Below are 26,332 nucleotides of genomic sequence, written 5' to 3'. Positions count from 1 at the left end.
AAGTAAAGATTCAGGGCCGCTCTCATAGATTGGCGACTGAGAACGATTAGGCAATGAAAAGTTAGGCAGTGAGAAATCAGGCAATGAAAACTCAGGTAATAAAGAGTCAGGCAATAGCGAAAATACATAACTAAAAAGCCCGCAGTTTGCGGGCTTTTTGATCTCTGGCTTAAACGAAAAGCATAGTAGTCGCTTTTACTAAGCTAGTTTTGTAACGAATTAGATAACTGATTAGCTAGCTGTAAACCTATTTGCCGCAGCAATAATACCTTCAGCATCTAAGCCGTGCTCTTTGTACATTTCCTGTTGCGTACCTTGCAGAATAAAGCTATCAGGCAGCCCTAACATTTTGACTGCCTTTAGTACGCCGTTTTGCTGCAAGTGTTCTAGTACGGCACTACCTGCACCACCCATAATACAGCCGTCTTCTAACGTGATAAGTGCGCTGTGTTCATTTGCAGCTTTTAAAACGGCATCGCCATCTAATGGTTTTATAAAGCGCATGTCGATAACCGTTGCATCAATAGCTTCTGCTGCTTCTAGTGCATAGGGCAATAAACAGCCGAAGTTCAAAATAGCAACGCTTTCAGATTTATCTTTAGAGGTTTCTCGACAGGTACGTGATTTACCTATTTCAAGTGCCGTCATCGCCTCATCTGGTGTAACCCCCATGCCTGCACCACGAGGGTAGCGCACTGCAGCAGGCTTTTGTAGCTTATGACCGGTGTAGAGCATTTGACGACATTCATTTTCGTCTGACGGTGCCATAACGACCATATTGGGAATGCAGCGAAGGAAAGCAATATCAAACGCGCCTTGGTGAGTAGGGCCGTCGGCGCCCACAATACCCGCTCTGTCTACAGCAAATAATACCGGCAAGTCTTGAATTGCCACATCGTGAATAAGCTGATCGTAAGCGCGCTGAAGGAACGATGAATAAATCGCAACAACCGCATTCATCCCGTCTTTGGCAAGACCGGCACCAAAGGTCACAGCATGCTGCTCGGCAATAGCAACATCGAAGTACTGATCTGGAAAGCGTTGAGAAAACTCAACCATACCAGAACCTTCACGCATAGCAGGTGTCACAGCCATTAATTTTGGGTCTTGCGCGGCCATATCACATAGCCATTTTCCAAAAATAGCAGAGTAGGTTGGGGCAGAGGGCTTCGACTTTGGCAAAGCGTTATCTGCTGGGTTAAATTTTGGCACCGCGTGAAACTTAATTGGGTCTTCTTCAGCAACGGCGTAGCCCTTACCTTTCTTTGTCACAACATGTAAAAGCTGAGGACCTTCAAAGTTACGCATATTGCGAAGGGTATCGACTACAGCGTTCACATCGTGACCATCGATAGGACCAATATAATTAAAGCCCAACTCTTCGAAGATAGTACCGGGCACAACCATACCTTTAAGGTGCTCTTCTGCACGGCTAGCGAACTCTTTAATAGGTGGTACATTGCTTAACAGCTTTTTGCCGCCATCCCGAATTGAATTGAAAAAATTACCTGTTAGCAAGCGGGCTAGGTGGCTGTTTAACGCCCCTACGTTTTCAGATATGGACATTTCGTTGTCGTTAAGTACAACCACCATGTCTTTTTTGATGTCACCTGCGTGGTTAAGGGCTTCAAACGCCATACCTGCGGTCATTGCGCCATCGCCGATAACGGCAACCACTTTGCGATCTTCACCTTCTTTTTCTGCCGCTACGGCCATACCCAGCGCCGCGCTAATCGATGTAGAAGAATGGCCCACAGCAAAGGTGTCATAGTCGCTCTCAGGCGGCCATGGGAAAGGGTGCAGACCATTCTTTTGACGAATGGTACTCATGCGCTCTGCACGGCCAGTAAGAATCTTATGAGGATAGGCTTGATGCCCTACATCCCACAATAAACGGTCAAAAGGTGTGTTGTACACATAGTGTAACGCGACTGTGAGCTCTACTGTGCCTAAGCCCGAAGCGAAGTGACCACTCGTTTGACTTACACTGTTAAGTAAATACTCACGTAATTCATCGGCGAGCTCGCGTAATTTATCCTGGGGCAGTTGCCTCAATTTTTCAGGTGTTTGCGCAAGCGCAAGCGTTGGGTAATGTTGGAGATCTAAACTCATGTACTTATTATCTTTTTCAACATGGCGCGTGGCTAATGGTCGCGTTTTACCAAAAGCTCGCTAAACGCAATTAAACTGTCAGTATTGTAGGGTAAACGCGTCAATGCTTGAAGTGCATTATTGTGAAGCATTTCTAATTCTTGTTTAGCGCCAGCCATTCCAAGCTTGGCGGGAAACGTGTTTTTACCCAATGCTTCATCTGACCCTGCCGGTTTACCTAATTTCTCGCTGCTGCCTTCAACGTCTAAAATGTCGTCTTGAACTTGAAAAGCTAGCCCGATATCGGCGGCATAAGCCATTAAGTCAGTTTTAGTTTGTGGCAATAAGCCTTCACTGACAATAGCAACCATTTCAACACAGGCTTTTAGCAATGCTCCGGTTTTTAATCTATGGAGCTGTTTTAGTTCTTCTAACGAGATGGCCTCACCTGTACTGGCCAAATCAATTGCCTGGCCACCACACATTCCTACATATCCTGCACTTTTAGCAAGTACAGACAACAGTTGTCCGCGCTTGGTTTCGGCAAATACGCTTAAAGGAGCATCAGCTAGTACAGTAAATGCAAGAGATTGCAGAGCATCCCCCGCTAAAATAGCCGTAGCTTCATCGAAGGCGATATGACACGTTGGCATTCCACGACGTAAATCATCATCGTCCATGGCTGGTAAATCGTCATGAACTAACGAGTAGGCGTGCACACACTCAATAGCCATGCTTATAGCCATCTGATCTTTTTTGGGCACGTCTAGCGTGTTTCCTACAACCTGTACTAGTAGAGGACGCATACGCTTACCACCCGCAAGCAATGCGTGACGCATCGCATCTTTAAGGCGCGGTGCGTAATCGGGTAAATCATCAATTAAGGTAAGAAGGGATGCATCAGTTTGCTGTTTTACTTGCTGATGCAAAGCAGAAAAATTCATAGGTCGCCTGTAAGTTAAAAATGAACGTTTTACGGCTGTTCACTTTCAGGAAGAGTTTGAAGCGTTTCTTCGCCTTGTTCACTAAGCAGTATTTTCACCTTTTGCTCGGCGTTTTCAAGTGATTGCTGGCCTTGACGAGATAATGCTATACCTCGTTCAAATTTTTCCAGTGCTTTATTAAGCGGCAGATCACCGTTTTCCATTTCGTTAACGATAGCTTCTAGTTCTGATAAAGTTTCTTCAAAAGACGCTGATGCTTTTTCTGTCGTCATAAAAACACTCAATACATTGGCCAAAATACGTGTACCGCGCACATTAACCGAGGGCCGCACAAGGGTCAAATGGTTTGTCCGTATATCGCCTATATCACAGCAATATAGCTTTTTTTTCATGCAGTTGACCACGTTGAATATGAAGATATTGTGCTATATTCGAAATAAGTGGCTACATTACTTTAAATAAAAGAATGCATGCGTGTTCTGATAGGTAGGCGAACGCTATAAGCATGGTCGATATATAGAAGACTGAACAAGGTTTTTTAAAGTCACACTTAATAAAAAACAAATAAATATGATATTTTTCAATAATGTCGTTTTAGTATTTTTATCCGTTGCCGATAGAATATTTGTACATTAACAGCACTGACTGCGCATAAATGGGGAAGAGTGAGTGGATTTAGCAACCGTCATAGGTATGTTGGGCGCCATTGGTTTCATAGTTATGGCTATGATTCTAGGCGGCAGCTTAGGCATGTTCATCGACGTCCAATCGATATTGATCGTGTTTGGTGGGACTTTGTTTGTTGTCTTGTCACAATTTACTTTAGGTCAATTCTTCGGTGCGGGTAAGATTGCTGGTAAAGCTTTCATGTTTAAGATTGAATCGCCAGAAGAGCTTATTGAGAAAATCGTAGAGATGGCGGATGCGGCGCGAAAAGGTGGCTTCTTGGCTTTAGAGGAAGCGGAAATCTCGAACGAATTTATGCAAAAAGGCGTAGACATGCTGGTTGATGGCCACGATATCGAGGTGGTTAGAGAGACACTTGCTAAAGATATTTCTATGACGTCAGAGCGACATGATTTCGGCGCCTCGTTTTTTAAAGGTATGGGCGATATTGCACCCGCCATGGGTATGATCGGCACCTTGATTGGTTTGGTTGCCATGCTATCAAACATGGATGACCCCAAAGCTATCGGCCCCGCAATGGCGGTAGCACTACTCACAACGCTTTATGGTGCCTTTTTCGCCAACGTTATCTGTTTGCCAATTGCATTCAAGCTGTCTGTGCGAGCGGGGGAAGAAAAGCTAAATCAGAGCCTTGTTCTAGATGGTATTGTCGGTATAGCTGACGGTCAAAACCCGCGAGTTATTGAAGGCGTATTGAAAAACTACCTGGCGGCGAGTAAACGCGGAAGCGCAGAGGAAGAATAATGGCAGAAGAAGAATGCCCAAAATGCCCCCCCGAGGGGCTTCCAGCTTGGATGGGAACCTTCGCAGACTTAATGTCACTGCTTATGTGCTTCTTTGTACTTCTGCTTTCATTTTCAGAGATGGACGTACTTAAATTTAAGCAAATAGCGGGTTCGATGAAGTTCGCTTTCGGTGTACAAAATAAAATTGAAGTAAAAGATATTCCAAAGGGTACCAGTGTAATAGCTATGGAGTTTCGACCTGGTAAGCCTGATCCTACGCCAATTGAATCTATACAACAGCAAACCAACGAAATGACACAGCAAATGCTAGAGTTTCAGGCAGGAAACGAGGACTCGGCCGGCGGAAGGCAAAAACAGCGTGGCGAACAACGCGGCGGTCAGTCTCAACAAACGGCTACTGAGTCATCTTCATCTGCTGAGCAAAGCACTGATCAATCTCAAATGGCTGAGTTGATGAAAAAGGTGGCCCAACAATTGGAAAAGCAAATTTTAGATGGCTCGGTTGAGATGGAGTCGCTGGGGCAGCAGCTTACCATTCGTATTCGAGAGAATGGCTCTTTCTCAGCAGGGTCTGCTTTCTTGCAGCCACAATTTCAGCCTGTATTAAGAAAAATTGGTTCATTGTTAGCGGATGTGCCTGGTGAAATTGAGATTTCTGGCCATAGTGACGGACAGCATATTGCCAATGAGCTCTATCGTTCGAACTGGGATCTATCGTCGCAACGTGCTGTTGCGGTGGCCGAAGCCATGCGCTCAGCGCCTGGATTTGATGAAAGCCGTATGTCTGTTGTAGGCAAAGCAGATACTAATCCTATTGTCGAAAATGCCACGACTGCAAGTGATAGAGCTAAGAATCGCCGAGTGGAAATTAATATTAACCAAGGTAAACCAATGATATCTAAACCTATATCAGTGGTAGACGATTAAGCGTTACGCCTTTGAAATGCAATATCCTCAAAAAAGCGGTGCCATATGGCACCGCTTTTTGGTTTCAAAGTGCTTGCTGGTATCACCCAACAACGAGAATCAAACTCTGGCTAAATCCCCTCTGTATTGAGGTTTAGATATAACAAGTTGTACAGTACTTATAGTTCTTTCTAGAAAGCCACCTTCGCAGTATTTCAGGTAGTAGGTCCACATACGCATAAAGCGTTCGTCGTAACCATCATTTAATAATTCATCTTTCGCCGCGATAAATGTTTCATACCAGTGGTTAAGGGTTTTTGCATAGTCCACACCAATATCGTGTAAATCACGGATCATCATGTTCGTGTATTTTTTAAGATGAGCATTTAGCTGGTATTGCGATGGTAAAAAACCACCCGGAAAAATGTATTTCTGTATGAAGTCTACGCTGTTTGAGTAGCTATCATAACGTCTATCATCAATGGTTATCGACTGAAGTAACATAAGACCGTCGTCTTTTAAAAGAGAAGCACATTTTTCGAAAAAGTTACCTAAATACTGTTTGCCAACCGCTTCAATCATTTCAATGGAAACCAGTTTGTCGTATTTACCGTCAAGTAGACGATAATCTTTTTTAAGTAACGTAATTTTACTTTCTAGACCTTCTCGCTCAATCCAGTCCTTTGCCCAGGCGTGCTGTTCTTCTGAAATGGTGGTTGTTGTTACGTTGCAGCCGTAATGTTTTGCCGCAAAAACAGCTAGGCCGCCCCAGCCAGTGCCTATTTCTAAAAGGTGGTCTGCTTCAGAAAGTTGTAATTTGTCACAAATGGCTTTTAATTTGTAATTCTGCGCGTCGTTTAGCGTTGCATTTGCATCTGGGTATATTGCTGATGAATACATCATTGTTGGATCAAGAAAGCGGGTGTAAAGCTTATTGCCCAAGTCATAATGCGCTTCAATGTTCTTTTTAGCTTGGTCTTTTGTGTTTCGACGCGCAAAATGTTGAATTTTATTGATGGGCATGGTCAGCCACTTGAACTTATTTTCCCACTCATCTAGGGTGGGTAAGTTCCGTGCGAAAATCCTTACTACGGCTGTTACATCGTCACTGTCCCACAACCCATCCATGTACGCCTCGCCAGCCCCCACACTGCCGCCAAGTAACAACTTTCGATAGGCTTGCACATCTTTGATATTTACCGTAGCGCGCAAGTCGCTTTCGTCGGTGCCGAACCGCGCAACGACATCGCCGTTTTCTTGGATAGTTAAGCGACCAAATGGAAGCTGATTTAAACACTTCAAAAATAGTGTTCTACAAGTTTTATCTACAAAAGAGACCTCTGAGGTGGTCAGTAGTACAGATTCACCGAAAGACATTGTTATTGTTCCTGACTCTTTTCTGGGTGTGTATATAGTGGCGTTCGTTTTAGCAATAGCTTAAGCGCGTGCCAATAAATTCCGGCCACGGTTTTTATTGTCATACTGGGTATACGTTTAAGTGCAGCAGATAGATTCGCATTATCTAAAGTAAATTTGGTCAAATTAATCCCAGCGCTAAATTCTTTGTCTTCTCTTACGCAATCCATCGCTAAAGAAAGTCTAGACGAAGGCTGGGAAATCGACCATTTATAGGTCATATCCATAGGGTTAAAAGGCGACACGTGAAAAGCCTTAGGCGTATCGGCTTGGCTGTCTAGATTTACAAGATAGTGATGGCGCTCATTCCAAGGAGTATTGCTAACCTCGGCAAGCATATGGGTGTATTTACCCTCTGCGTTGCGAAGGTAATAAAAATTTACCGGGCTAAAATAAAGCCCCCACATGCGTAATTGGCCAAGCATAAAAACGTCGCCGCTTAGCGCTTTACCATCATTTAATTCGGTCATTCTTTGCAACACGGCTTGTTTCAAGGGAATAGAAGCGTCGCCTAAATAGTCTTCTCGCTTGAATCGAACTCGTGCTTTGGTATGCGCGCTAAAATACATCAGCGTATCGGATAGCTCGTTAAGTTCGTCGCTTTCAAGCTTTAACCAAAACAGATAAATGTCGTAGTCAAACTTGTGTTGGGTAGGCTTGAAACGTTGATGATATACCTTGCCCTTATATATCGCGCTTTCTATCACAGGGCTTCACCAAAACGAGCACAAACGTCTAGTGCACTGGTAACGCCGTCTTCATGGAAACCGTTGTACCAGTAGGCACCACAGAAATGTAAGTTATCCACTCCGCAAATCTCATTTCTTCGTGACTGCGCTTCAACCATGTTGGCACTATACTGCGGGTGCGCGTATTGGTAGCTTCGCAAAATACTCTTTTCGTCGATTTCAGGCGTATTATTCAGCGTTACACAATAAGTATTCTCTGCTTCTAATCGCTGGAGAATGTTCATATTGTAGGTGACAGAAGCGGGGCGGGCCTCCTCGCTTGAGTCTTCTTTTAAGCTGTAATTCCAACTAGCCCACGCCAACTTCCTTTTAGGTAATTGATCAGTGTCTTTGTGCATTACTACATCATTTTCCGCATAGGGAATATTGCCTAGAATATCTTTGTGCAGTGAAGTAGGAGAATGAATCATTTTTAGCGCTTGGTCACTGTGACACGCAAACACGACATGATCGAAGGTCACAACTGCACCAGATGAATCGGTAACTTCCCACTTATCATCGCTTTTGGCCACAGAAACTACCGCCGTAGATAATTTAATTTTAGACTCAAATGGCGCAATCAGTGGGGGGATATATTGGCTTGAGCCACCTTTAATTGTGTACCACTGTGGTCGGTCAGTAATATTGAGCAGGCCATGGTTATTAAAAAACTGCAGGAAGAAGGTTAACGGAAACTTCCTCGTCTGTTCGAGGCTACTAGACCAAATTGCTGCGCACATAGGTAGTATATAGTAGCGCGCGAAATCGTCGCTTAGCCCTAATTCTTTAATAATATCTTCCAGCGTTAACGAAGACGTGTCGCGCTTATCAGCCACCATGGCTTTACACGCTTTATTGAACGTCAGTATGTCTCTAACAATGCGCCAAAACTTAGGTCGAAGAATGTTACGTCGCTGTGCAAATAAGCTGTTTAAGTTATTACCGTTGTATTCTAGGTTTGCTTTTTTACTCATAACAGAGAAGCTCATCTCTGTTGGTTGGTAGTCAACGTTTAGCTGAGTAATAAGCTTTATGAAGTTCGGGTAAGTCCAGTCATTAAAGACGATAAAACCCGTATCAATATGATGTGTCTGGCCGTTATCATCGATTTTCTTTGTTGCCGTGTGACCGCCAATGTAGTCATTCGCTTCGTAAACGGTGATGTCATGCTGTCTATTTAAAAGGTGTGCGCAGGTCAACCCTGAAATACCTGTGCCTATTATGGCAATCTTATTATTCATTCTTACTTCTCTTATTGTTTTTTTCGCATGGCCACGGATAAGCGCTTTTGAATTGGCGTCGGCAATATGTGCATAAATCGCAGAATAAACCCAAAGAAGCGAGGAAAGAAAACGGTTTGCTTATTACTTTCTATTCCTTTGAGCATGGCCTCAGCGGCTTCCTCAGCGCTAATTTTCATCGGCATTTCAAAGTCGTTCTTGTCGGTTAAAGGTGTTTCAACGAAACCGGGCGATACTGCCTGTACTTTCACACCTCTATGGTGAAGATCGACTTCTAAAGACTTCGTAAAATAATGAAGGGCAGCTTTACTAGAGCCATAAGCTTGCGTGCGTGTGAAAGGCAATAGACGGGCCATACTGTCGACTATCACTAGCTTGTCGCCATCTTTTAATCTCGGGAGAAGCGCATCAACACAGTGGACTACTCCGAAAAAATTAGGCTCGAAAACGCGGCGGAACATGTCTGGTTCGAAATCTTCAAGGTCGACATACTCACAAGTACCAGCATTAAGTACAGCAATATCGAACTTAACATTTGCTAATGCTCGCTTTGTATCTTCCACATCTGACACATCAAACTGACAAGCGCTAATATTACTATGTTTGCTAAGCTCATCGAGGGCATCTTGGTTTCGTCCACAGGCAATGACATTATACCCATTATCTGCACACTTGATTGCTAATGCCTTACCTATTCCAGATGTTGCGCCAGTAATTAAGATACTCTTCATTTTGCCAGCTTCCCTTTTATCTTTTTGATTATAAAACCTAAGATAGGTACGTGCTCGTAAACCATTTCGCCCAAGTCGTAATAATCTTTGTGGTAAATGATGATGTCATCGGCAACGCCAAGTTGCGTTGTACCGTCTAGCGTTATCTTTTTAGTCTTGTTTTTGAGGACGAGGGTCATTGTCCAGTTTATGACGTGAGTCACCTCGGATTGACTTTGGTTATTTTGTACAGAGCACTGGAAAATGTTTGCTATATCGAACTTGCACGTTTCGGCCTGGGTAAGAAGGTTAGAAAAGTAGCTTTTAACTTCGTCTATTCCGTTATGCACAGTGATGGGATCGATAAATGTAATATCGCTGGCATAGATGTCTTCCAAGTCATCTGGAGATATCTGACATATATCTGTGTAAATTTTACAAAAGCGCGCGATGACATCCATATAGCATCCTTCACGTTAAAATATTAGGTACCGGTTGACAGATAAGTTGTGACTTTCTTTTAATCTCTCGACCATTTTTTGATTATCGATTGCAAGTCTCTGATATCAAATCTGTTAGTATTTTTATACAAAATCTAAATTACATTAATTGCTGAACTTAAGATCATGTTTTTCAGTTTATCTGTGAAAAATTTTCCCATTCGATCCTATTTGTACTCGGTCGCGTAAGTATTTTCGTGTTTTCGGAAGTGTTGAGTATGAGTGTAGAACGTTTTCCCTTATTTCCTTTATCTGCGCATCTTTTGCCTGAAGGCAGAATGGCGTTGCGTATTTTTGAGCCTAGGTATGTGCGTATGGTTAAGCAGGCATGTGCCGAAAATAAAGGCTTTGTGATGTGTATGCTAAATGCAAACGGTGACAAAGATTCAAATGAACATATCCATAAAATAGGGACATACGCACAGGTTGTTGACTTTGATATGCTCGACGATGGGTTGCTTGGCATAAAGGTTGCTGGTTCTCACTTAGTTGAGGTAAGTAGCATTGAAGTCGAAAAAGACGGTCTTCGCACTGGAAGTTGTAAGGTGTTAGCGCCTTGGAAATGCGATTTGGCCCCTCAACAAATAGCGCCTATGGACGAGCGGCTTAAAGAAATATTTGGAAATTACGAAGAACTGGCGTCGTTATACGACTCACCAAAATTTGATTGTCCCAACTGGGTATTAAATAGATGGTTGGAGTTACTGCCAGTGGATGGCTCGCAAAAACAGCATTTTTTAGCACAAAGAGAATGTACTAGTTTGGTAAATTATCTTTCTGCACTGATTGCCTAGTTTTGAGAGTTGAAGTTGACATTACAAATTCGTAATCCAACATTTGCGTTTTTCGCAAACGTTTTAAGTCAGAACGTCGTAGAATGATACAACCAAAACGGAAAAGCGGACGAATCTTATGTTAGTTGGAATTCCTTTGGAACAAAGCAACAGCACAATCAAACCTAAAGAATGTGCTACTGAAATGTCTGATTACCTAGTGGCGGTTGCTGACGCCAGATGCAAACGCTCCTTTGCTAGAGTATTTAATTACTTCGCACCTCGCTTACGTTCATATGCTTTAAAACAAATGGGTAATGAAGCGTTAGCTATGGAGCTTGTGCAAGATACTATGTCAAATGTTTGGCAAAAAGCGCACCTTTTCAACGCTGAGAAAGGGTCTCCATCGACATGGATATTCACAATTGCGCGTAACATACGCTTTGATATGTTGCGTAAGTTGCAGAACCGAAAAGAAGATGTATGCTCTGATGACCTGTGGCCAGTGCTTTGTGAGCAAACTGCAGATGCTAATGAGGCGCCACTTGACGAGCAAGTTACTTTAGAGCAAATTGGTCACTTGTTTGAATCACTGCCGGTAAAACAAAAAGCGGTAGTTGAAGCTATCTACATTGATGGCAAGTCTCAACAGGAAGTTGCCGATGAACTTTCCATTCCGTTAGGAACGGTAAAGTCACGCACGCGTTTGGCGCTTCAACGATTAAAGGTCATGTTAAACGATAATGATTAGGTTTCATCCCAGTGCCCAACAACTTAAAGATTTCGTTGAGGGCACGCTGTCACCTGCTATATCTTTAATGGTTTCAGCACATTGTGATATGTGTCCGAAATGCCAACGATTCGTTGAGATTGAGACAGAAAGCTTAGCTGCACAAATGGTGTCATCTGTAAGCGAAAATGCTTTCGCGACTTCTGATGCTTCCCTTCAGTTTGGCGATATGTTTTCACAAATTACACAACTCCCACAAACCCCTGACGGCAGTGTCGAAACTGTTGGTGTTTCTGAGTATCGAGAATCTTTTAAAAAGCCTCTTGCACCATCTAAATCAGAAAAATTAAATACTATTGAATTGGATGGCAGGACGTTTACTTTGCCTAGAACCCTTCACCGGTATATCGACAAGACCGGGAACTGGTCTAGTTTAGTCGGTAAGCTATGGCAGGCCCCAGTTGATTTAGGTAATCAGGGTGTAGCCAATTTTATATTTATGGGCGGTGGCGGTAGTGTGCCAGAGCATACTCACCGAGGAACCGAATACACGCTAGTTATTGATGGTGAGTTTAGCGATGGACTTAGCCGCTATGATACCGGCGACTTTATTTTCATGGATGGTGAAAAGACCCATACGCCCAAAGCTGAAGGAAAAGAAGGTTGCTTAGTATTTAGCATTGTAGATCAGCCATTACACTTTACTTCCGGTTTAGCGAGACTATTAAATCCATTTAGCCATCTCTTCTTCCGCTAAGGTTTAAAACGGTTGCTTGTCTGCTTCTTTGCTTACAATCGCTAAATAACAAAAAACGCACTTAAGTGCGTTTTTTCGTTTTAAATATTAATGTTCAATAGTCGTTCGCGCTTCGAACTTGCTTAGACTAGCTAATAAACTCGCTATCCGGATAGTTAAGTCTAAGTGTCTTCATGGCGTTATCACGAAGCTCAGTTAGACCAAGCTGTTCGTAGCTTGAAACCATAATTTCCAGGGCTTGTCGGACCTGCGTAGTGTTCGGGAAGTGCTCAATAACATAGCGACCACGGTTGGCAGCAGCAACATACGCCTCCCTTCTCATGTAGAAACGTGCAATTGCAATTTCATAACGCGCCAAGCGGTCTTTAATATGAACCATACGCTGCTTCGCATCAGCCGCATACTTGCTGTCAGGATACTGCTGAATCAAACGACGAAAGTCTTCAAACGCTGCGCGAGATTTTGATGGGTCTCTATCCGTACGATCGATGTTCATTAACTCTTGGAATAGGTTACTGTCTGATTCCATGTTAGTTAAACCACGCATGTAATATGCGTAGTCAACATCCGAATGATTAGGGTTAAGACGGATAAATCTGTCGATGGTGGCAAGTGTTTCTTCATTCTTACCCGACTTGTAGTAGCTGTAAATAAGATCTAGCTGTACTTGGTGAGACAGTGGTCCAAACGGGTAACGGGAATCTAGCGCACTTAACGTTTGAGCAGCAGCGCTAAAGTTACCGACTTCCATGCTTTGCTTTGCTCTGTCATACAGTTGCTGTGCACCCATGTTAGCTAAAACGGCTTTCTCTTCTTTATCTGAAGAACTACATCCTGCGACAGATACCATAGCGCCCAATAAAACGGGAGCCAGTAGACGAAATGATTTCATAATAATTCTATTTTCCTGCTAAACAGTTTAATACTTCGCTGTCTAAGCTCATGTGTTAAACAACAACACTTTAATTGCATTCTAACGTACTAACGACGAGAAAAACCATACAAAAACGTAAACAAGGCAGTGTACAGCGTGAATACTTGTTATAATACCCTTTTTTAGACGTAATCAATGGTGTTATGACACAGTCGCCGAACACAATACAATTAGAAGCTTCAACGGAAGCTGCGCATTTTGGTTTACGCTTAGATCAGGTTTTGGCTGATTTGTTCCCTGAATATTCTCGTTCTAAGTTAAAAACTTGGATTCAAGACGGGAATGTTTCGGTAAATGGTGAAGTAATCACCGTTCCACGACACAAAATGCAAATGGATGAACTCATTACTGTACAAGCCGAAATGGACGTGCAGGTAACAAGTGTTGCGCAAGACATTGCGCTAGATATTGTTTACGAAGATGAGCATATTTTAGTTATAAATAAACCTGCTGATTTAGTCGTGCATCCTGGTGCGGGAAATCCAAGCGGTACAGTGCTTAATGCATTGCTAAATCACTATCCTGAAATTGACAAAGTTCCCCGAGCAGGCATTGTCCACCGTCTTGACAAAGACACTACGGGTCTGATGGTAGTAGCAAAAACAATACCTGCGCAAACGCACCTTGTGGATCAGCTACAGCGCCGTGAGATGAGCCGTGAATATGAAGCCATCGCTTTAGGTACTATGGTTGCGGGTGGTATTGTAGATGAACCTATCGGCAGGCATGCCACAAAGCGCACGCACATGGCAGTTCGCGAAATGGGTAAACCAGCAGTAACGCATTATCGCGTTATTGAAAAGTTCCGCGCTTATACTCACTTGCGTTTGAAACTTGAAACCGGTCGTACGCACCAAATCCGCGTGCATATGGCGCATATAAAGCATCCGCTGTTAGGCGATCAGGTGTACGGCGGGCGTCCGCGTTTACCTAAAGGTGCGTCTGAGGAATTTATTGCTGCACTTCGCGGATTCCAGCGCCAAGCGTTACATGCCGCTCAGCTATCGCTATTCCATCCTGAGACCGAAGAGTGGATGACCTGGAAGGCACCTCTGCCTCAAGATATGCAAGACTTGCTTAAGGCGGTGAAGAAAGACTCTGCAGACAACCCGCAAGATATGCTTTAAGCAGATGACACTATGACATTTTCAGCTGCAAATTCACCTATTACGTCATCGTTGGATTTAATCAGTCCGGCATGGTCATGCCCCTCTAACATTGTCGCATATACAACGACAAGATTGGGGGGCGGTAGTATGGGGGATTTTGCAGGTCTAAATGTTGGTGCACACGTGGGGGATGACCTTTTATTAGTTAAAGCCAATAGAAGCCTGATCCCACACAGCGAAAAAATAACGTGGCTAGAGCAAGTACACGGTAATCGGGTGGTGTCACTGCCAAGCGTGGATACCACTGCGGATGCAGCGTACTCTTCTTCCAAGTCACACTTTTGTGCGGTGATGACCGCAGACTGTGTGCCCATCTTGTTGTGTGATGAAAGTGGTGAACTAGTAGCTGCAGTGCATGCCGGCTGGAAAGGTCTCGAAACAAACATTATCGCCAATGCAGTTGGACACTTTAGCTGTAATGCTAATAAGCTCATAGCATGGATAGGACCTGCAATTAGCGGCGCTTGCTATGAAGTAGATGCACAGTTGGCAAGTAAATTTAGCCACATAGATGGCGCTATTGCCAATAGTACTAATAAAGGGAAGTACTTATTAGATTTACCTCTAGTAGCACAGATGCAATTGCAGCAAACTGGCGTTGAAGATATTACGCAAAGTAACCTGTGTACTTACACTGACGAGCGACGCTTCTATTCGCATCGAAGAGCTACTCACCAAAACAAACGCACAACTGGGCGAATGGTTAGCGTAATAGGTATGCTTTAGATACCCGGCCCTAAGGGCAGTAGTTCTTAATCCCATCATTTATTTGCGCTACATCAAAATTCCTACAGTATTTGTTATTTTTTGGCTAACTTTTCAATCTCGTACTTGAATCGCAATTGAGCAGCCTACATAACTAGAACATAAAGAATACCATTCCGCACAGATCATTACCCACTCAGCGAGAGTTAAAATGTTCGTAATCGCGGCGTGTTATCGCAGGTATAGTTGTTTATTCATTAGGTTGAGAATATGAGACTAGATAGATTTACCAGTAAATTTCAGCTCGCGATATCCGATGCTCAATCACTCGCATTGGGGCGAGACCATCAATATATTGAACCTGTCCATTTAATGACCGCCATGCTAAACCAGCAAGGTGGTTCAGTTCGTCCGCTACTTGATCAAGCAAACATCAATGTTAATGCGCTACGCTCTGCATTGAGTCAGGCTATTGAACGCTTACCTAGAATTGAAGGCATTGGTGGCGATGTTCAGTTGAGCAAGGATAGTGGTATTCTGCTGAACCTTTGCGACAAAATAGCTCAGCAGCGAAAAGACGAATATATAACGTCGGAAATTTTCGTGTTAGCTGCCCTTGAAGATAAAGGGCGATTAGGTGAAATTCTTAAAAGTTTGAATATCACCAAAGACGCCATTGAAGGCGCTATCGATGATATGCGTGGCGGACAGAAGGTGACAGACCCCAACGCTGAAGACGTGCGCCAGGCACTTGAAAAGTACACCACAGACTTAACTGAGCGAGCGGAGCAAGGCAAGCTCGACCCGGTAATTGGGCGTGATGACGAAATTCGACGTACCGTTCAGGTGCTACAGCGCAGAACCAAAAACAACCCCGTGCTTATTGGTGAGCCAGGTGTGGGTAAAACGGCCATCGTTGAAGGGTTAGCGCAGCGCATCATTAACGGCGAAGTGCCTGAAGGTTTGAAGAACAAGCGCGTTCTTGCCTTAGATATGGGCGCGTTAGTGGCGGGAGCTAAATACCGTGGTGAGTTTGAAGAACGTTTGAAGGCAGTACTAAACGAATTGGCTAAAGAAGAAGGCCGTGTCATTCTATTTGTTGATGAACTGCACACCATGGTAGGGGCAGGGAAGGGCGATGGCGCCATGGACGCCGGGAATATGCTCAAACCAGCACTGGCACGCGGTGAGCTTCACTGTGTGGGAGCAACCACGTTAGACGAATATCGTCAGTACATTGAAAAAGACGCTGCGCTTGAGCGTCGTTTCCAAAAAGTATTGGTTGAAGAGCCAAGCGTAGAAGACACTATTGCTATTCTTCGAGGCTTAAAAGAGCGTTATGAGCTCCATCACTCGGTAGATATTACTGACCCTGCTATTGTCGCAGCGGCAAGTTTGTCGCATCGTTATATTAGTGACCGTCAATTGCCCGATAAAGCCATCGACCTTATTGATGAAGCGGCCTCTAGCATTCGTTTGCAAATAGACTCTAAGCCAGAGGATATGGACCGTTTGGAGCGCAGGATTATTCAGCTTAAGTTGGAAGAGCAAGCGCTTGCTAAAGAAACAGATGATGCGAGCCATAAGCGCCTTGAAATGATTGAACTTGAGCGCGAGCAGGCAGAAACCAAGTACGCAGAGCTTGAAAAAGTGTGGGTGGATGAAAAAGATGCCATGCAGGGCACCCAAACTATCAAAGGGGAGCTTGAACAAGCAAAGCTAGATTTAGAAATTGCCCGTCGAGCATCTGATTTGAATCGTATGTCGGAACTTCAGTACGGCCGTATCCCTGAGCTTGAAGCAAAGTTAGAGCAAGCGGCTGAAAATGAGACCCGAGAGACCACGTTGCTTAAAAACAAAGTAACAGACATTGAAATTGCTGATGTTCTCTCTCGATGGACAGGTATACCTGTAGCGCGAATGCTTGAGGGCGAGCGAGAGAAGCTGTTACGCATGGAAGACGTACTTCATAAACGGGTAGTTGGGCAAGAAGAAGCTGTTGAAGCAGTCTCAAATGCTATTCGCCGTTCACGGGCGGGGCTTGCCGATCCAAACCGTCCTATTGGCTCTTTCTTATTTTTAGGGCCAACTGGCGTGGGTAAGACGGAGTTGTGTAAAGCTTTGGCTGGCTTCATGTTCGACACTGAAGACGCCATGGTGCGTATCGATATGTCTGAGTTTATGGAAAAACACTCGGTAGCACGCTTAGTCGGGGCGCCTCCTGGCTATGTTGGCTATGAGGAAGGTGGCTACCTAACCGAAGCGGTACGTCGCAAACCTTACTCGGTTATTTTATTGGATGAGGTTGAAAAGGCACATCCAGACGTATTTAACATTCTGCTTCAAGTGTTGGATGACGGCCGTTTAACTGATGGCCAAGGTCGCACGGTAGACTTTAAAAATACCGTGGTGATCATGACGTCTAATTTAGGCTCAGACATCATCCAAGATAAACACAACGAAAGTCAGTATGACGATATGAAAGCGTCGGTAATGAACGTTGTAGGGCAGCATTTTAGACCTGAATTTATTAACCGCGTCGATGATATAGTGGTATTCCATCCGTTAGGTAAAGAGCAAATTAAGTCTATTGCTAAAATTCAGCTTGCTTCCTTAAGAGCACGACTAGCGGAAAAAGGTTACAAACTTACTCTTTCTGCTGCGGCAATGGATAAGTTAGCAGACGCAGGTTTCGACCCTGTGTTTGGTGCACGGCCACTTAAGCGAGCGATACAAGTGCAGGTGGAAAATCCACTCGCACAGCAACTGCTAGCGGGTGAATTAATACCGGAATCAACCATTCGTATTGATGCTGACGAAAGCGGTCTATTTGTAGTAAGCAGTTAATCATCAAGCCAAATCTTTAATTTGAAGGCACTGGAGACAGTGCCTTTTTTATTGCTTTATTATTGCCTTGGCACTGTCTTTTCCTTTAGTTTACTTGCTAGAGCAATTTCAGCATGAGTGTTAGGAGTCATACATGGAAACAGCCCCAATTATTAACGCATTTAAACGCGTACTAGGGGAAAGCAACCTTGCCGTTGGAAAACGTGAGACTGAACATTACAGAAAAGGGTGGCGCTCGGGCGAAGGTAAGGCATTGGCCGTGCTGTTTCCAAACACGCTAATGCAATATTGGGAAGTGCTTAAGGTTTGCGTTGAATATAACTGCATCATCATTATGCAGGCAGCCAAAACCGGGTTAACGGAAGGTTCTACACCAAGCGGAGACGATTACGATAGACCTGTGGTAGTTATTAACACCCTAGCAATGGATGATATTGTTCTAATAAACGATGGAAACCAGGTATTGAGTTTTCCTGGGGCAACCTTGTTTAAGCTTGAAAAAATGTTAAAGCCCCTTGACCGCGCGCCACATTCGGTTATTGGCTCGTCCTGTTTGGGGGCGTCTATCGTTGGTGGTGTAGCTAATAATTCTGGTGGCGCATTGGTTAAACGAGGCCCCGCTTATACGGAGTTGTCGCTATTCGCTCAAGTAGATGCTAACGGTGACTTAAAGCTGGCGAATCACTTAGGGATAGACTTGGGTGAATCACCTGAAGAAATTATCGGTAATCTCGCATCAGGCAACTTTCCAAAATCACTCCCAGAAACGAGTGAAAAAGCGTCAGCTAGTGACTATGAAGAGCTCGTTCGAGATGTAAATGCTAGTTCGCCTAGTCGCTTCAATGCTGACCCATCAAGACTATATGAAGCCAGCGGTTGCGCGGGTAAAATTGCCGTTTTTGCCGTTCGCTTAGATACATTCGAAGTACCAAAAAAAGAACAAACGTTTTATATCGGTACAAACGATGCTGGTGTACTTACCCGTATACGCAGAGACATTTTGTCGACGTTTGAAAATATTCCTGAAGTAGGTGAATACCTGCATAGAGAAATGTTTGATATTGCAGATGTGTATGGCAAAGACACGATATTGAGTATTGAACGTTTGGGTACAGATTCACTACCTAAAATGTTTGCACTTAAAGGGCGGGTGGATGCTGTGCTTAACAAACTACCTTTTATGCCTCGTTACCTAAGCGACAACATTATGCAGTTTGTGAGTAAGTTTTTCCCTGACCAAATTCCTACAAGTTTGAGAGCCTACCGCGACAAGTACGAACACCACCTTATTCTTAAGATGAGCGATGGTGGTATTGAAGAGGCAAAGACTCTTTTAGCCAAACTGTTTGCTGAAGAGAAGCTAGATGGTGACTACATTACCTGTAATGAAGAGGAGGCGTCTAAAGCCTTTTTACTTCGCTTCGCAGCGGCAGGTGCCGCGGTGCGTTATCAAATGATGCATCACAAACAAGTAGGGGATATTTTGGCGTTAGATATTGCCCTGCGACGCAATGACAAGTTTTGGGTAGAAGAATTGCCTGAGCACATAGCCAAACATGTTGAAAAGCCGCTTTATTACGGACATTTCTTCTGTCATGTTTTTCATCAAGATTACATACTAAAGAAGGGAAGCGACGCTCACAAAGTCAAAGCAGACATGTTGGCACTATTAGATAGCCGAGGTGCTAAATATCCTGCCGAGCATAATGTTGGGCATCTGTATAAAGCAGAGAGTACTTTACAGCAGTTTTACAGAGAGCTAGACCCTACCAATACCTTTAATCCAGGCATTGGTAAGATGGAGAAGCACAAACGCAATTGTTCGTGCTGTTTATAGCTATATGTGAAGAGAGCCTTAAAGGCTCTCTAATAATGCTCTAGCCTGCGGACGCCTGAAGAAAGGTCGCTCTACATTTACTGCATACTCTAGCTCTTTCTTCGCTTCCTCAGTTCTATTCAATTTTGCTAGCGTGTACCCCAAATGATAGCGAATGTTGGGGTCATTAGCGTCTCTTGCGAAAGCGTCTCTAAGCATTTTAAGACTACCCTCATAATCTCCCTGTAGCGCTTTAATGTGTCCAAATGTGTCTAGTATTTTAGAAGAGTTAGGCTGTAGCTCATAAGCTTGTCGCGCATAGTTTTTCGCGGTAATTAGCGATTTTTCAATATGCATGATAGCTAAGCGATTAAAGGCTTCTGCTGGATTAAGTAGGTTGGGCTCTTCAATAAGTTCTTTATAGAGTGCTGTTGATTCCTCGAACTCTTGTATAAAGAAAAGGTACTGAGCCAGCAGATTTTTCGCCAGCAGGTTATTTTCATTTTCACGAACAAGTTTTCGCGCGGTTTTCAAAAAAACATCAACAAATTGTTCGTTTAATGCGTAGTTGTAGATCGCAATAAATGCCTGTGCAAAAGCAGCATCCACGTCTAGCGCTTTTTCGAAAGCGTTAATCGCACTTTCATCATTACCCTTATTCGCAGCTAATCTTCCCTTCAGAAAGTGATAGACCGGATTTTCTTGCTGGTTTGCTGGAATGGTCGCTAATAGCGACTGTGCGTTATCGTTTTTTTGTAAATCTAACAATAAGCTGGTATAACGCAAAGTTACAAAAGTACTCGTTTTGGCTATGTCGTGTGCGCGAGCCATGGCGTTTAACGCGCCCTCGCTATCACCAATGTTTCGGGCTTGGTCGGCATAGGCAATTAATTTACCCGCGTCGTCGTTAATAAAGTTTCTTACAATGCTTAGCGTTTTTTCGGCATCTGCACGCTGGTTATTCCCTAACTGAAGGGCAGCTTTACGAAGAAGGTAGTCAGCATTGTCGAAATCATCTTTTATAAGCAAATCTAAATGATACAGTGCGTTCTTGATGTCGCCTTGTTGCTGGTATAAAGATGAAATGCGCTCTCTAGCACCGATATTCGAAGGATTGAGCGTTAATATATCGAGGTAAATTTGCTTCGCGTCTTCTACGGCGCCCGCTTTGGTTAAATTAAACGCCTTTAGCATTAAAGTTTCGTTATGCTGAGGGGACAAAGCAAGTAGCTCTTCTACAAGTTGGTTAGATTTATCTACATTCCCTAAACGACTCTCTGTAGCTGCTAAATTGAATTTTGCTGGAAAGAGGGTAGGGTTCTGTGCCAGCGCCTTTTCGATATTGGTTTTAGCTTCTTCTAACTGACCTTGTCTTATCAAGATGCCGGCTTTTAAGTTGTACACTTCAGCTTCGTCAGGATAAAGTTCACTTAGCAGGTTTGCGCCTTTTAAAGCATTATCAAACTGCTGGGCTTGTAAATTCATTAATGAATAAGTGAATAGAAAACCCGCGTTATCTTTGTAGGTCGGCAAATTCTTTTCAAGAATCGATAGCGCTTCGTCCTGCTTACCTCTGGCAGCCATTAATTTAATCTTGAAAAGCTGAAGCTTGTTCTCATTAGGGTATTTGTATTCAAGATTTTGCAGTAGGCGTTCAGCTTTGAACGCTTTGTTTTGGCGAATAAATAAGTCACCTAGAAGAAGTGCTGAGTCAGGGTCTTCCATTAACGCATCTTGATGGCGTTCAAGCAGCGCAAGCGCTTGTTTGTCTTGCTGTGTTGCCATATAGACTTGGCTTAGCATTAATACAGCCTGTAAGTCATCAGGCTCTTGTTGCAAATAGCCATTAAAGTCTTTCGCAGCTGTTTCCATGTTGTTATTAAAGAAGTTTGTTAAACCACTGATATATAGCAACATAGGTTGCGAAGTTATGAGCTCAGGGTCAAGCTGCGCCATAAAATCATTAAGCTCTTTTAGCTTCTCGTTATCAATAGCTTGTTGGTTGTCTCTGCTTTGCAACCAGCTATTGAGTAAAATGGCCAGAGGATCATTAGGCGTGTCTTCAATGATCTCATCAACGAATAGCTTTGCTGTATCGTAGTCTTTCGCTTCTAAATACAAATCTACTAAATTACGCAGGGCAATAGGGTCGTCCCGGTTGAACGTAAGGGCTTTTTGTAAATGCGCGGTTGCTGCGTCAGTATCTCCCTGCCGGTAAGCAAGCTGGCCCTTCAATCGCCATGTTATTGCGTTTTCTGGTTCTAACGACATGGCTTTATTGATAAGAGAGTTTGCTTTAGATAAATCTTCGTTTTGAAGGGCAATAGACGCTAGACCATTAATGGCAGGTACGAAGTCTGGCGAAAGGGAAACGATGCTGTTGTAGTCGCGTAAGGCGCACTGCTCGTCTTCCAATCTAATACACGCGGTTGCACGAATCATCAACCATTCACGCTCTGCTTCACCTGACAGCTTGTCTGAGTCTAAAAAGTCCACAATCTTTTGATACTTGTTTAGAAATAGCCATGTGTTGCCAAGCGGTTCTGCCAGAAGGTTAATGTCAGCACCCATTTCAAGTGCTTCTACAAACTCCATTTCGGCCGCGGTTAAGTAGCCGTTTATAAGCAACATTTCGCCCATAAGAATTTTTGCAGCTAGATTCTCAGGGTCTTTCTGTAAGCTGTTTTTAAGGTGGATATAGGCTTCGTCATACTCGTTTTGGTTAAACGCGGTGAGCGCTTTTTCGTAATCTTCAGATGTAGTAGCAAAACTGTTGAAAGTGATTAACGATGAGGCAACTGCAGAGATAATAGCGCGATGTACAATTCGCTTTTTATTATTAAAAAAATCCATATAAACCTTCGAAACTTAGCCTAGCCACTGGCTCAAAAATAGCATAAAAAAAGGTGGCCTAAGCCACCTTCTAAAGATACGTGTTTTCTAAGCGTTTTTAAACAATTAAACGCGACGCTTACGTCGATAAAGAACAAGACCCAAACCTAAGCTCATCAGTGCAAGGGCACCTGGCTCGCTGACTTCTGTTGAGGGAGGCTGCTGCGTGTTGTCTTTCAACCCAATATTTAAAGATGAGAGTTTTAAGCCTATTCCAGTGTGAGATGTATTGTTTTTGTCGAATACAGTATTGTAAGCACCCACTAACCAATACTGAGCTGTTCCAGAAATAGTGTTTGTGAAACTTGATTCAAATACACCATTAACCTTATTCCCCAAACTAAAATGGCCCAGTGTGTTCTCAACTATAGTACTATAAACATCGCTCCAAGTTGAGTTTACAGCATCCTGAAAGGCGTTAGCATTTTTAAGTCCTGCTACCGTTATTTCTCTTTCTCCATCACCACCATGTTTATAACTAAATGAAGCACTCGTTAACGTAACTTCTTCGCTAAACGAAATTAAAAACATATCAAAGTCTTGGGAGCCTTCATTTGTATAGTTATCTAGACTATGAGTGTCATAGGTTCCGTATTGCGAATTATGTCGAGTGTCATTGTTATAGAGACCATAGCCCCAGACGCCTTTGCTGTTTTCCCAACCTTTAATAGCGCCTTGTTCTAATACCAAGTCTGAACTACCGCCAGTATCGGCCCAACCGGTGATTCCAACATAGATTTTTTGGCCATCTATTTCGATGAAATTCGATGAAAGCGGGTTAAGAGATTCGCTTATATATTTAGTAGAACCCAACGAATAGGTTTCTTCATTTAAAGTGCTGTCATTTGCGAAAACTGTGCTGCTAAGAAGTGACATAGCGCAAAGAGCCGCTCTCTTTATATACTTCATGGATTATCCGTCACGTAATGCTAAAAACAAAATATGTTTTACGTGTAAGCATTAAGTGTGCCGCTTTGTATCCTATTGATTTTAAGATTGTATTTTAAGTTGTTGTCGTCGTGAGTAAAAAAAACTGACAGGTTGTACCACCTGTCAGTGATCTAAAGTCTAATTTTCTTAAATGGCTTTTTTACGGCGCCACATGACGAATAGAGAGCAAGCCATTAACAAGCCGATAGTACCAGGCTCAGACACTTCTGTAGTATCCGGTGTTCCTGTCGTTTCTGTAATTGAGAAACCAACATTAGCAAGTTTGAAAGCATCGTTGCCAATGTACCCACCAATATTGCCAAATACTGTGTTGTATGCCCCTACGAGCCAATATTGCGCAGATTCAGTGAATGCGAAATCTGCACGGTGTTCTAGGTAGTCGCAGTTCTCGATATCATAAGATGCAGAAGTAAGCGCGTCTGCAACAATATCACTCCATGTATTTACACCAGAGGTCAAAGCAGAGGTGTCATTTAAGGCAGCTACTGAAACTTGACTATCATTACTGCTATATAACCATGAAAAGCTCGCGCCAGTTAGCGTCACTGCAGAGTCAAATGAAAGCAGTACAAAGTCATAATCACGCTCAACATTGGTCACTCCGCTTTTATATGCAGCCTTACTACCTTCATAATAATAGTTTAGGTTGTCGATAGCATGGTCAGAACTACCGTTGTAGTAAGCTTCGTCATTATTGGTAACTCCATAAGCCCAAGTATTTGAGATTTTTTGTAGGCTAGCGGCAACCACTGTTTCGCCAGTCACATTATTAGTATCTGAAAATGCGGACAAAGAAATGTTTACGCCATCAATCTCCACAGGAGAGTTAACAGGGTTAACACTATTGTAAACACCATCGTCGACTAGATCATAGGTATACTCACCAAGCGGCGAGTTACACTGTTTACTCTGGGTGTTGCTGCTACCCGATGAGCCGCAGTAAGAGTAATCATGCTTTTTATAATAGGTAGCAAATGCAGAATTGGCGCTCAGCGTCGATACTAACGCCATCGAAAGCAATAGCAAGGTCTTGGAAGAAAGGGTTTTGTCTAGTAATCGCATCATTACTTTCCTATATAAAAAGCGCATAGCGCTTCAAGTACAATCCTTCCAAGCGTTGTACTATTTATATACACACACTTTTTTGGAAAGTACTTAGTTTCAACATGGAGTTGTATGATATATAAACGGTGACCTGTTTAAGGTATGTGACCGTATACCTAGTTATTACTGATTGGCGAGGTAAGTAAGGTAGCAGGTTCTAAATTATTAGCCTTTGTGCGTTGTCCTTATTTGATAAAGTGGACTCATCTAAATGTATTGCAAAGCTTTTTGAATATGTCATCGCAGAAATTTATGTATGGAAGCTGGCTGTATCTTTACTTTGCTATGCCTTCTTGCATATCTATGAAATAATTAACTCAATTACATGTAGAAGTACGAGGACATATGTCTGAACAAAAACGTAAAGGGATATACTTACTTCCCAACTTATTAACAACAGCAGGTTTGTTTTCTGGTTTCTTTGCTGTTGTATCATCAATGAACGGCCGCTTTGAAGCTGCAGCGGTTGCTATATTTGTCGCGATGATTTTTGATGGACTGGACGGACGCGTAGCTCGAATGACAAATACGCAAAGTGATTTCGGCGCAGAGTATGACTCTATGGCCGATATGGTCTCTTTTGGTATGGCACCTGCGCTTGTTGCTTATAATTGGGGATTAACAGAACTAGGCAAGTTAGGTTGGTTAGCTGCATTTGTATATGTAGCCGGTGCAGCATTGCGTCTAGCTCGCTTCAATACACAGGTTGGCATCGCTGATAAGCGTTTCTTCCAAGGTCTTGCTAGTCCAGCGGCAGCGGCAGTTGTATCCGGTCTTGTTTGGGTTGGTGTCGAGTATGATGCAGTAGGGACTGACTACGGATTAATTGTGGCCGCAGTAACTGGTTTAGCTGGCTTACTTATGGTGAGTAACTTTAAGTATAATTCTTTCAAAGAAGTTAACTGGCATGGCAAGGTTCCATTCGTTGGCCTTCTATTAGTGCTTTTAATATTCGTTGTTGTTGCAACAGAGCCAGCGCTTGTACTATTTTTAGTATTTGCCTTGTATGCACTGGCAGGGCCTATCAATACTTTCCGCACGGTAGAGAAAGTGACTTTAGATGACGTGGTAGGCGATCACGAAGAAGACGCGGACTTCAATGCTGATAAAAAGAACCAAAGCGAAAGTGAAGACGTTTCTAAGCAGTAAGTAGGCAGTTCTAGTCTTTATGAAAAGAGGGAAACCTCTTTTAGTGTTATTAGACAGAGCTCTTTTCCATAATTCTGCCTGCATAATAAACGAATAGAGTGAAAAGCGACCGAATGGTCGCTTTTTTTGTATTTATTTAAAATAAGTGTTGACGTGAGCGCTCATTTCCCTAAAATGCGCATCCGCTTCGGGGGAAAAGCAAAACGGCAACCCTCCTGAAGTAAGTCTCTACTACCTACATAGGCCAGTAAAGACGGGAGTTTAGAAGAAACGCTTCAGAAAATAAATTTTCAAAAAGTGTTGACAACGAAAACTTCCAGCGTATAATGCGCACCTCACTCGAACAGGGTGGGTCACTAAGAAGCAACGGCTTCTGGTGAATTGCGACGAAGTCGCAACGTTCTTTAACAATTTAGACAAGACAATCTGTGTGGGCACTCGTTAAGAGTGTCACAACGACGATTCATATTTCGATATATTTAATTGAAGAGTTTGATCATGGCTCAGATTGAACGCTGGCGGCAGGCCTAACACAT

Annotated in this window: 22 protein-coding genes; 10 read left to right on the top strand and 12 right to left on the bottom strand. The window is 43.3% G+C overall.

Translation table 11 applies throughout. From position 1 onward, the window contains the following. Window positions 1-231: 231 nt before the first annotated feature. From dxs to xseB, 3 genes are read right to left on the bottom strand one after another with little or no spacing between them, the layout of a single operon-like run. Entirely contained in the window at window positions 232-2,112 is a 1,881-nt protein-coding gene (dxs, locus tag IW644_RS09130) for a 1-deoxy-D-xylulose-5-phosphate synthase (RefSeq protein ID WP_269917339.1), read from the bottom strand. A gap of 32 nt (window positions 2,113-2,144) precedes the next feature. After that, on the bottom strand, window positions 2,145-3,035 hold the full coding sequence (locus IW644_RS09125) for a farnesyl diphosphate synthase (protein WP_179983982.1): 891 nt from the start codon (window positions 3,033-3,035) through the stop codon (window positions 2,145-2,147). A gap of 29 nt (window positions 3,036-3,064) precedes the next feature. Next, window positions 3,065-3,307: an exodeoxyribonuclease VII small subunit gene (xseB, locus tag IW644_RS09120; RefSeq protein ID WP_136782332.1), complete on the bottom strand. Its 243-nt coding sequence runs from the start codon at window positions 3,305-3,307 to the stop codon at window positions 3,065-3,067. 397 nt (window positions 3,308-3,704) lie between these two features. On the opposite strand from xseB, the gene pomA reads away from it, so the two are divergent. Beyond that, window positions 3,705-4,466 carry a flagellar motor protein PomA gene (pomA, locus tag IW644_RS09115; protein ID WP_012518934.1) on the top strand — a complete coding sequence of 254 codons (762 nt, stop codon included), beginning with the start codon at window positions 3,705-3,707 and terminating at the stop codon, window positions 4,464-4,466. Then, complete coding sequence (locus IW644_RS09110; protein ID WP_269917338.1) at window positions 4,466-5,395, top strand: flagellar motor protein MotB; 930 nt, start codon at window positions 4,466-4,468, stop codon at window positions 5,393-5,395. The genes pomA and IW644_RS09110 overlap by 1 nt, the downstream gene beginning before the upstream one ends. Window positions 5,396-5,494: 99 nt before the next feature. Here the strand turns inward: IW644_RS09110 and IW644_RS09105 are convergent, their stop codons facing one another. Genes IW644_RS09105 through IW644_RS09085 form a run of 5 tightly spaced genes read right to left on the bottom strand, consistent with a single transcriptional unit; the run spans window position 5,495 to window position 9,930 of the window. After that, window positions 5,495-6,751 (bottom strand): class I SAM-dependent methyltransferase, encoded by a 1,257-nt coding sequence (locus tag IW644_RS09105; RefSeq protein WP_269917337.1) that lies wholly within the window; start codon window positions 6,749-6,751, stop codon window positions 5,495-5,497. A 2-nt stretch (window positions 6,752-6,753) separates the two neighbouring features. Beyond that, the gene (locus IW644_RS09100) at window positions 6,754-7,497 is read right to left on the bottom strand and encodes a DUF1365 domain-containing protein (RefSeq protein WP_269917336.1); all 744 of its coding nucleotides are present in this window, start codon (window positions 7,495-7,497) and stop codon (window positions 6,754-6,756) included. Then, window positions 7,494-8,759 carry an NAD(P)/FAD-dependent oxidoreductase gene (locus IW644_RS09095; RefSeq protein WP_269917335.1) on the bottom strand — a complete coding sequence of 422 codons (1,266 nt, stop codon included), beginning with the start codon at window positions 8,757-8,759 and terminating at the stop codon, window positions 7,494-7,496. Before IW644_RS09095 ends, IW644_RS09100 begins: the two co-directional genes overlap by 4 nt. Window positions 8,760-8,770: 11 nt before the next feature. Further along, window positions 8,771-9,490: an SDR family NAD(P)-dependent oxidoreductase gene (locus IW644_RS09090; RefSeq protein ID WP_179983977.1), complete on the bottom strand. Its 720-nt coding sequence runs from the start codon at window positions 9,488-9,490 to the stop codon at window positions 8,771-8,773. After that, on the bottom strand, window positions 9,487-9,930 hold the full coding sequence (locus IW644_RS09085; RefSeq protein ID WP_269917334.1) for a nuclear transport factor 2 family protein: 444 nt from the start codon (window positions 9,928-9,930) through the stop codon (window positions 9,487-9,489). The genes IW644_RS09090 and IW644_RS09085 overlap by 4 nt, the downstream gene beginning before the upstream one ends. A gap of 257 nt (window positions 9,931-10,187) precedes the next feature. Between IW644_RS09085 and IW644_RS09080 the strand changes: the two genes are divergently transcribed. The 3 genes from IW644_RS09080 (at window position 10,188) to IW644_RS09070 (ending at window position 12,229) form a co-directional block, all read left to right on the top strand. Beyond that, the gene (locus IW644_RS09080) at window positions 10,188-10,763 is read left to right on the top strand and encodes an LON peptidase substrate-binding domain-containing protein (protein ID WP_179983975.1); all 576 of its coding nucleotides are present in this window, start codon (window positions 10,188-10,190) and stop codon (window positions 10,761-10,763) included. A 118-nt stretch (window positions 10,764-10,881) separates the two neighbouring features. Then, a complete protein-coding gene (locus tag IW644_RS09075) occupies window positions 10,882-11,493 on the top strand; it encodes a sigma-70 family RNA polymerase sigma factor (RefSeq protein WP_179983974.1) in 612 nt (203 codons plus the stop codon). Continuing rightward, entirely contained in the window at window positions 11,486-12,229 is a 744-nt protein-coding gene (locus IW644_RS09070; RefSeq protein ID WP_269917333.1) for a ChrR family anti-sigma-E factor, read from the top strand. The genes IW644_RS09075 and IW644_RS09070 overlap by 8 nt, the downstream gene beginning before the upstream one ends. A gap of 127 nt (window positions 12,230-12,356) precedes the next feature. On the opposite strand, the gene IW644_RS09065 is transcribed toward IW644_RS09070, so the two are convergent. Beyond that, window positions 12,357-13,121: an outer membrane protein assembly factor BamD gene (locus tag IW644_RS09065; protein WP_269917332.1), complete on the bottom strand. Its 765-nt coding sequence runs from the start codon at window positions 13,119-13,121 to the stop codon at window positions 12,357-12,359. A 185-nt stretch (window positions 13,122-13,306) separates the two neighbouring features. On the opposite strand from IW644_RS09065, the gene rluD reads away from it, so the two are divergent. From rluD to dld, 4 genes are all read left to right on the top strand, one after another. Then, on the top strand, window positions 13,307-14,290 hold the full coding sequence (gene rluD, locus IW644_RS09060) for a 23S rRNA pseudouridine(1911/1915/1917) synthase RluD (protein ID WP_179983971.1): 984 nt from the start codon (window positions 13,307-13,309) through the stop codon (window positions 14,288-14,290). Between the two features lie 12 nt (window positions 14,291-14,302). Continuing rightward, the gene (pgeF, locus tag IW644_RS09055) at window positions 14,303-15,058 is read left to right on the top strand and encodes a peptidoglycan editing factor PgeF (protein WP_269917331.1); all 756 of its coding nucleotides are present in this window, start codon (window positions 14,303-14,305) and stop codon (window positions 15,056-15,058) included. A gap of 249 nt (window positions 15,059-15,307) precedes the next feature. Further along, window positions 15,308-17,884 carry an ATP-dependent chaperone ClpB gene (gene clpB / locus IW644_RS09050; protein WP_269917330.1) on the top strand — a complete coding sequence of 859 codons (2,577 nt, stop codon included), beginning with the start codon at window positions 15,308-15,310 and terminating at the stop codon, window positions 17,882-17,884. A 133-nt stretch (window positions 17,885-18,017) separates the two neighbouring features. Continuing rightward, entirely contained in the window at window positions 18,018-19,721 is a 1,704-nt protein-coding gene (dld, locus tag IW644_RS09045) for a D-lactate dehydrogenase (RefSeq protein ID WP_269917329.1), read from the top strand. Window positions 19,722-19,739: 18 nt separating this feature from the next. On the opposite strand, the gene prsT is transcribed toward dld, so the two are convergent. The 3 genes from prsT to xdp1 (IW644_RS09030) form a co-directional block, all read right to left on the bottom strand. Beyond that, window positions 19,740-22,553, bottom strand: coding sequence for an XrtA/PEP-CTERM system TPR-repeat protein PrsT (gene prsT / locus IW644_RS09040; RefSeq protein ID WP_269917328.1), 2,814 nt, complete (start codon window positions 22,551-22,553; stop codon window positions 19,740-19,742). A gap of 105 nt (window positions 22,554-22,658) precedes the next feature. After that, complete coding sequence (gene xdp1 / locus IW644_RS09035) at window positions 22,659-23,501, bottom strand: exosortase-dependent surface protein XDP1 (protein WP_269917327.1); 843 nt, start codon at window positions 23,499-23,501, stop codon at window positions 22,659-22,661. A 168-nt stretch (window positions 23,502-23,669) separates the two neighbouring features. Beyond that, window positions 23,670-24,605: an exosortase-dependent surface protein XDP1 gene (gene xdp1, locus IW644_RS09030; protein ID WP_333473853.1), complete on the bottom strand. Its 936-nt coding sequence runs from the start codon at window positions 24,603-24,605 to the stop codon at window positions 23,670-23,672. Between the two features lie 387 nt (window positions 24,606-24,992). Here xdp1 (IW644_RS09030) and pssA point away from each other — a divergent pair, with 387 nt between their 5' ends. After that, entirely contained in the window at window positions 24,993-25,796 is an 804-nt protein-coding gene (gene pssA, locus IW644_RS09025) for a CDP-diacylglycerol--serine O-phosphatidyltransferase (RefSeq protein WP_136782349.1), read from the top strand. Window positions 25,797-26,332 lie beyond the last annotated feature (536 nt).

This window comes from Alteromonas sp. PRIM-21 (assembly GCF_027563165.1).
GTDB classification, from domain to species: Bacteria; Pseudomonadota; Gammaproteobacteria; order Enterobacterales; family Alteromonadaceae; genus Alteromonas; species Alteromonas macleodii_A.
This window is presented reverse-complemented; position numbering and strand designations above follow the sequence as displayed.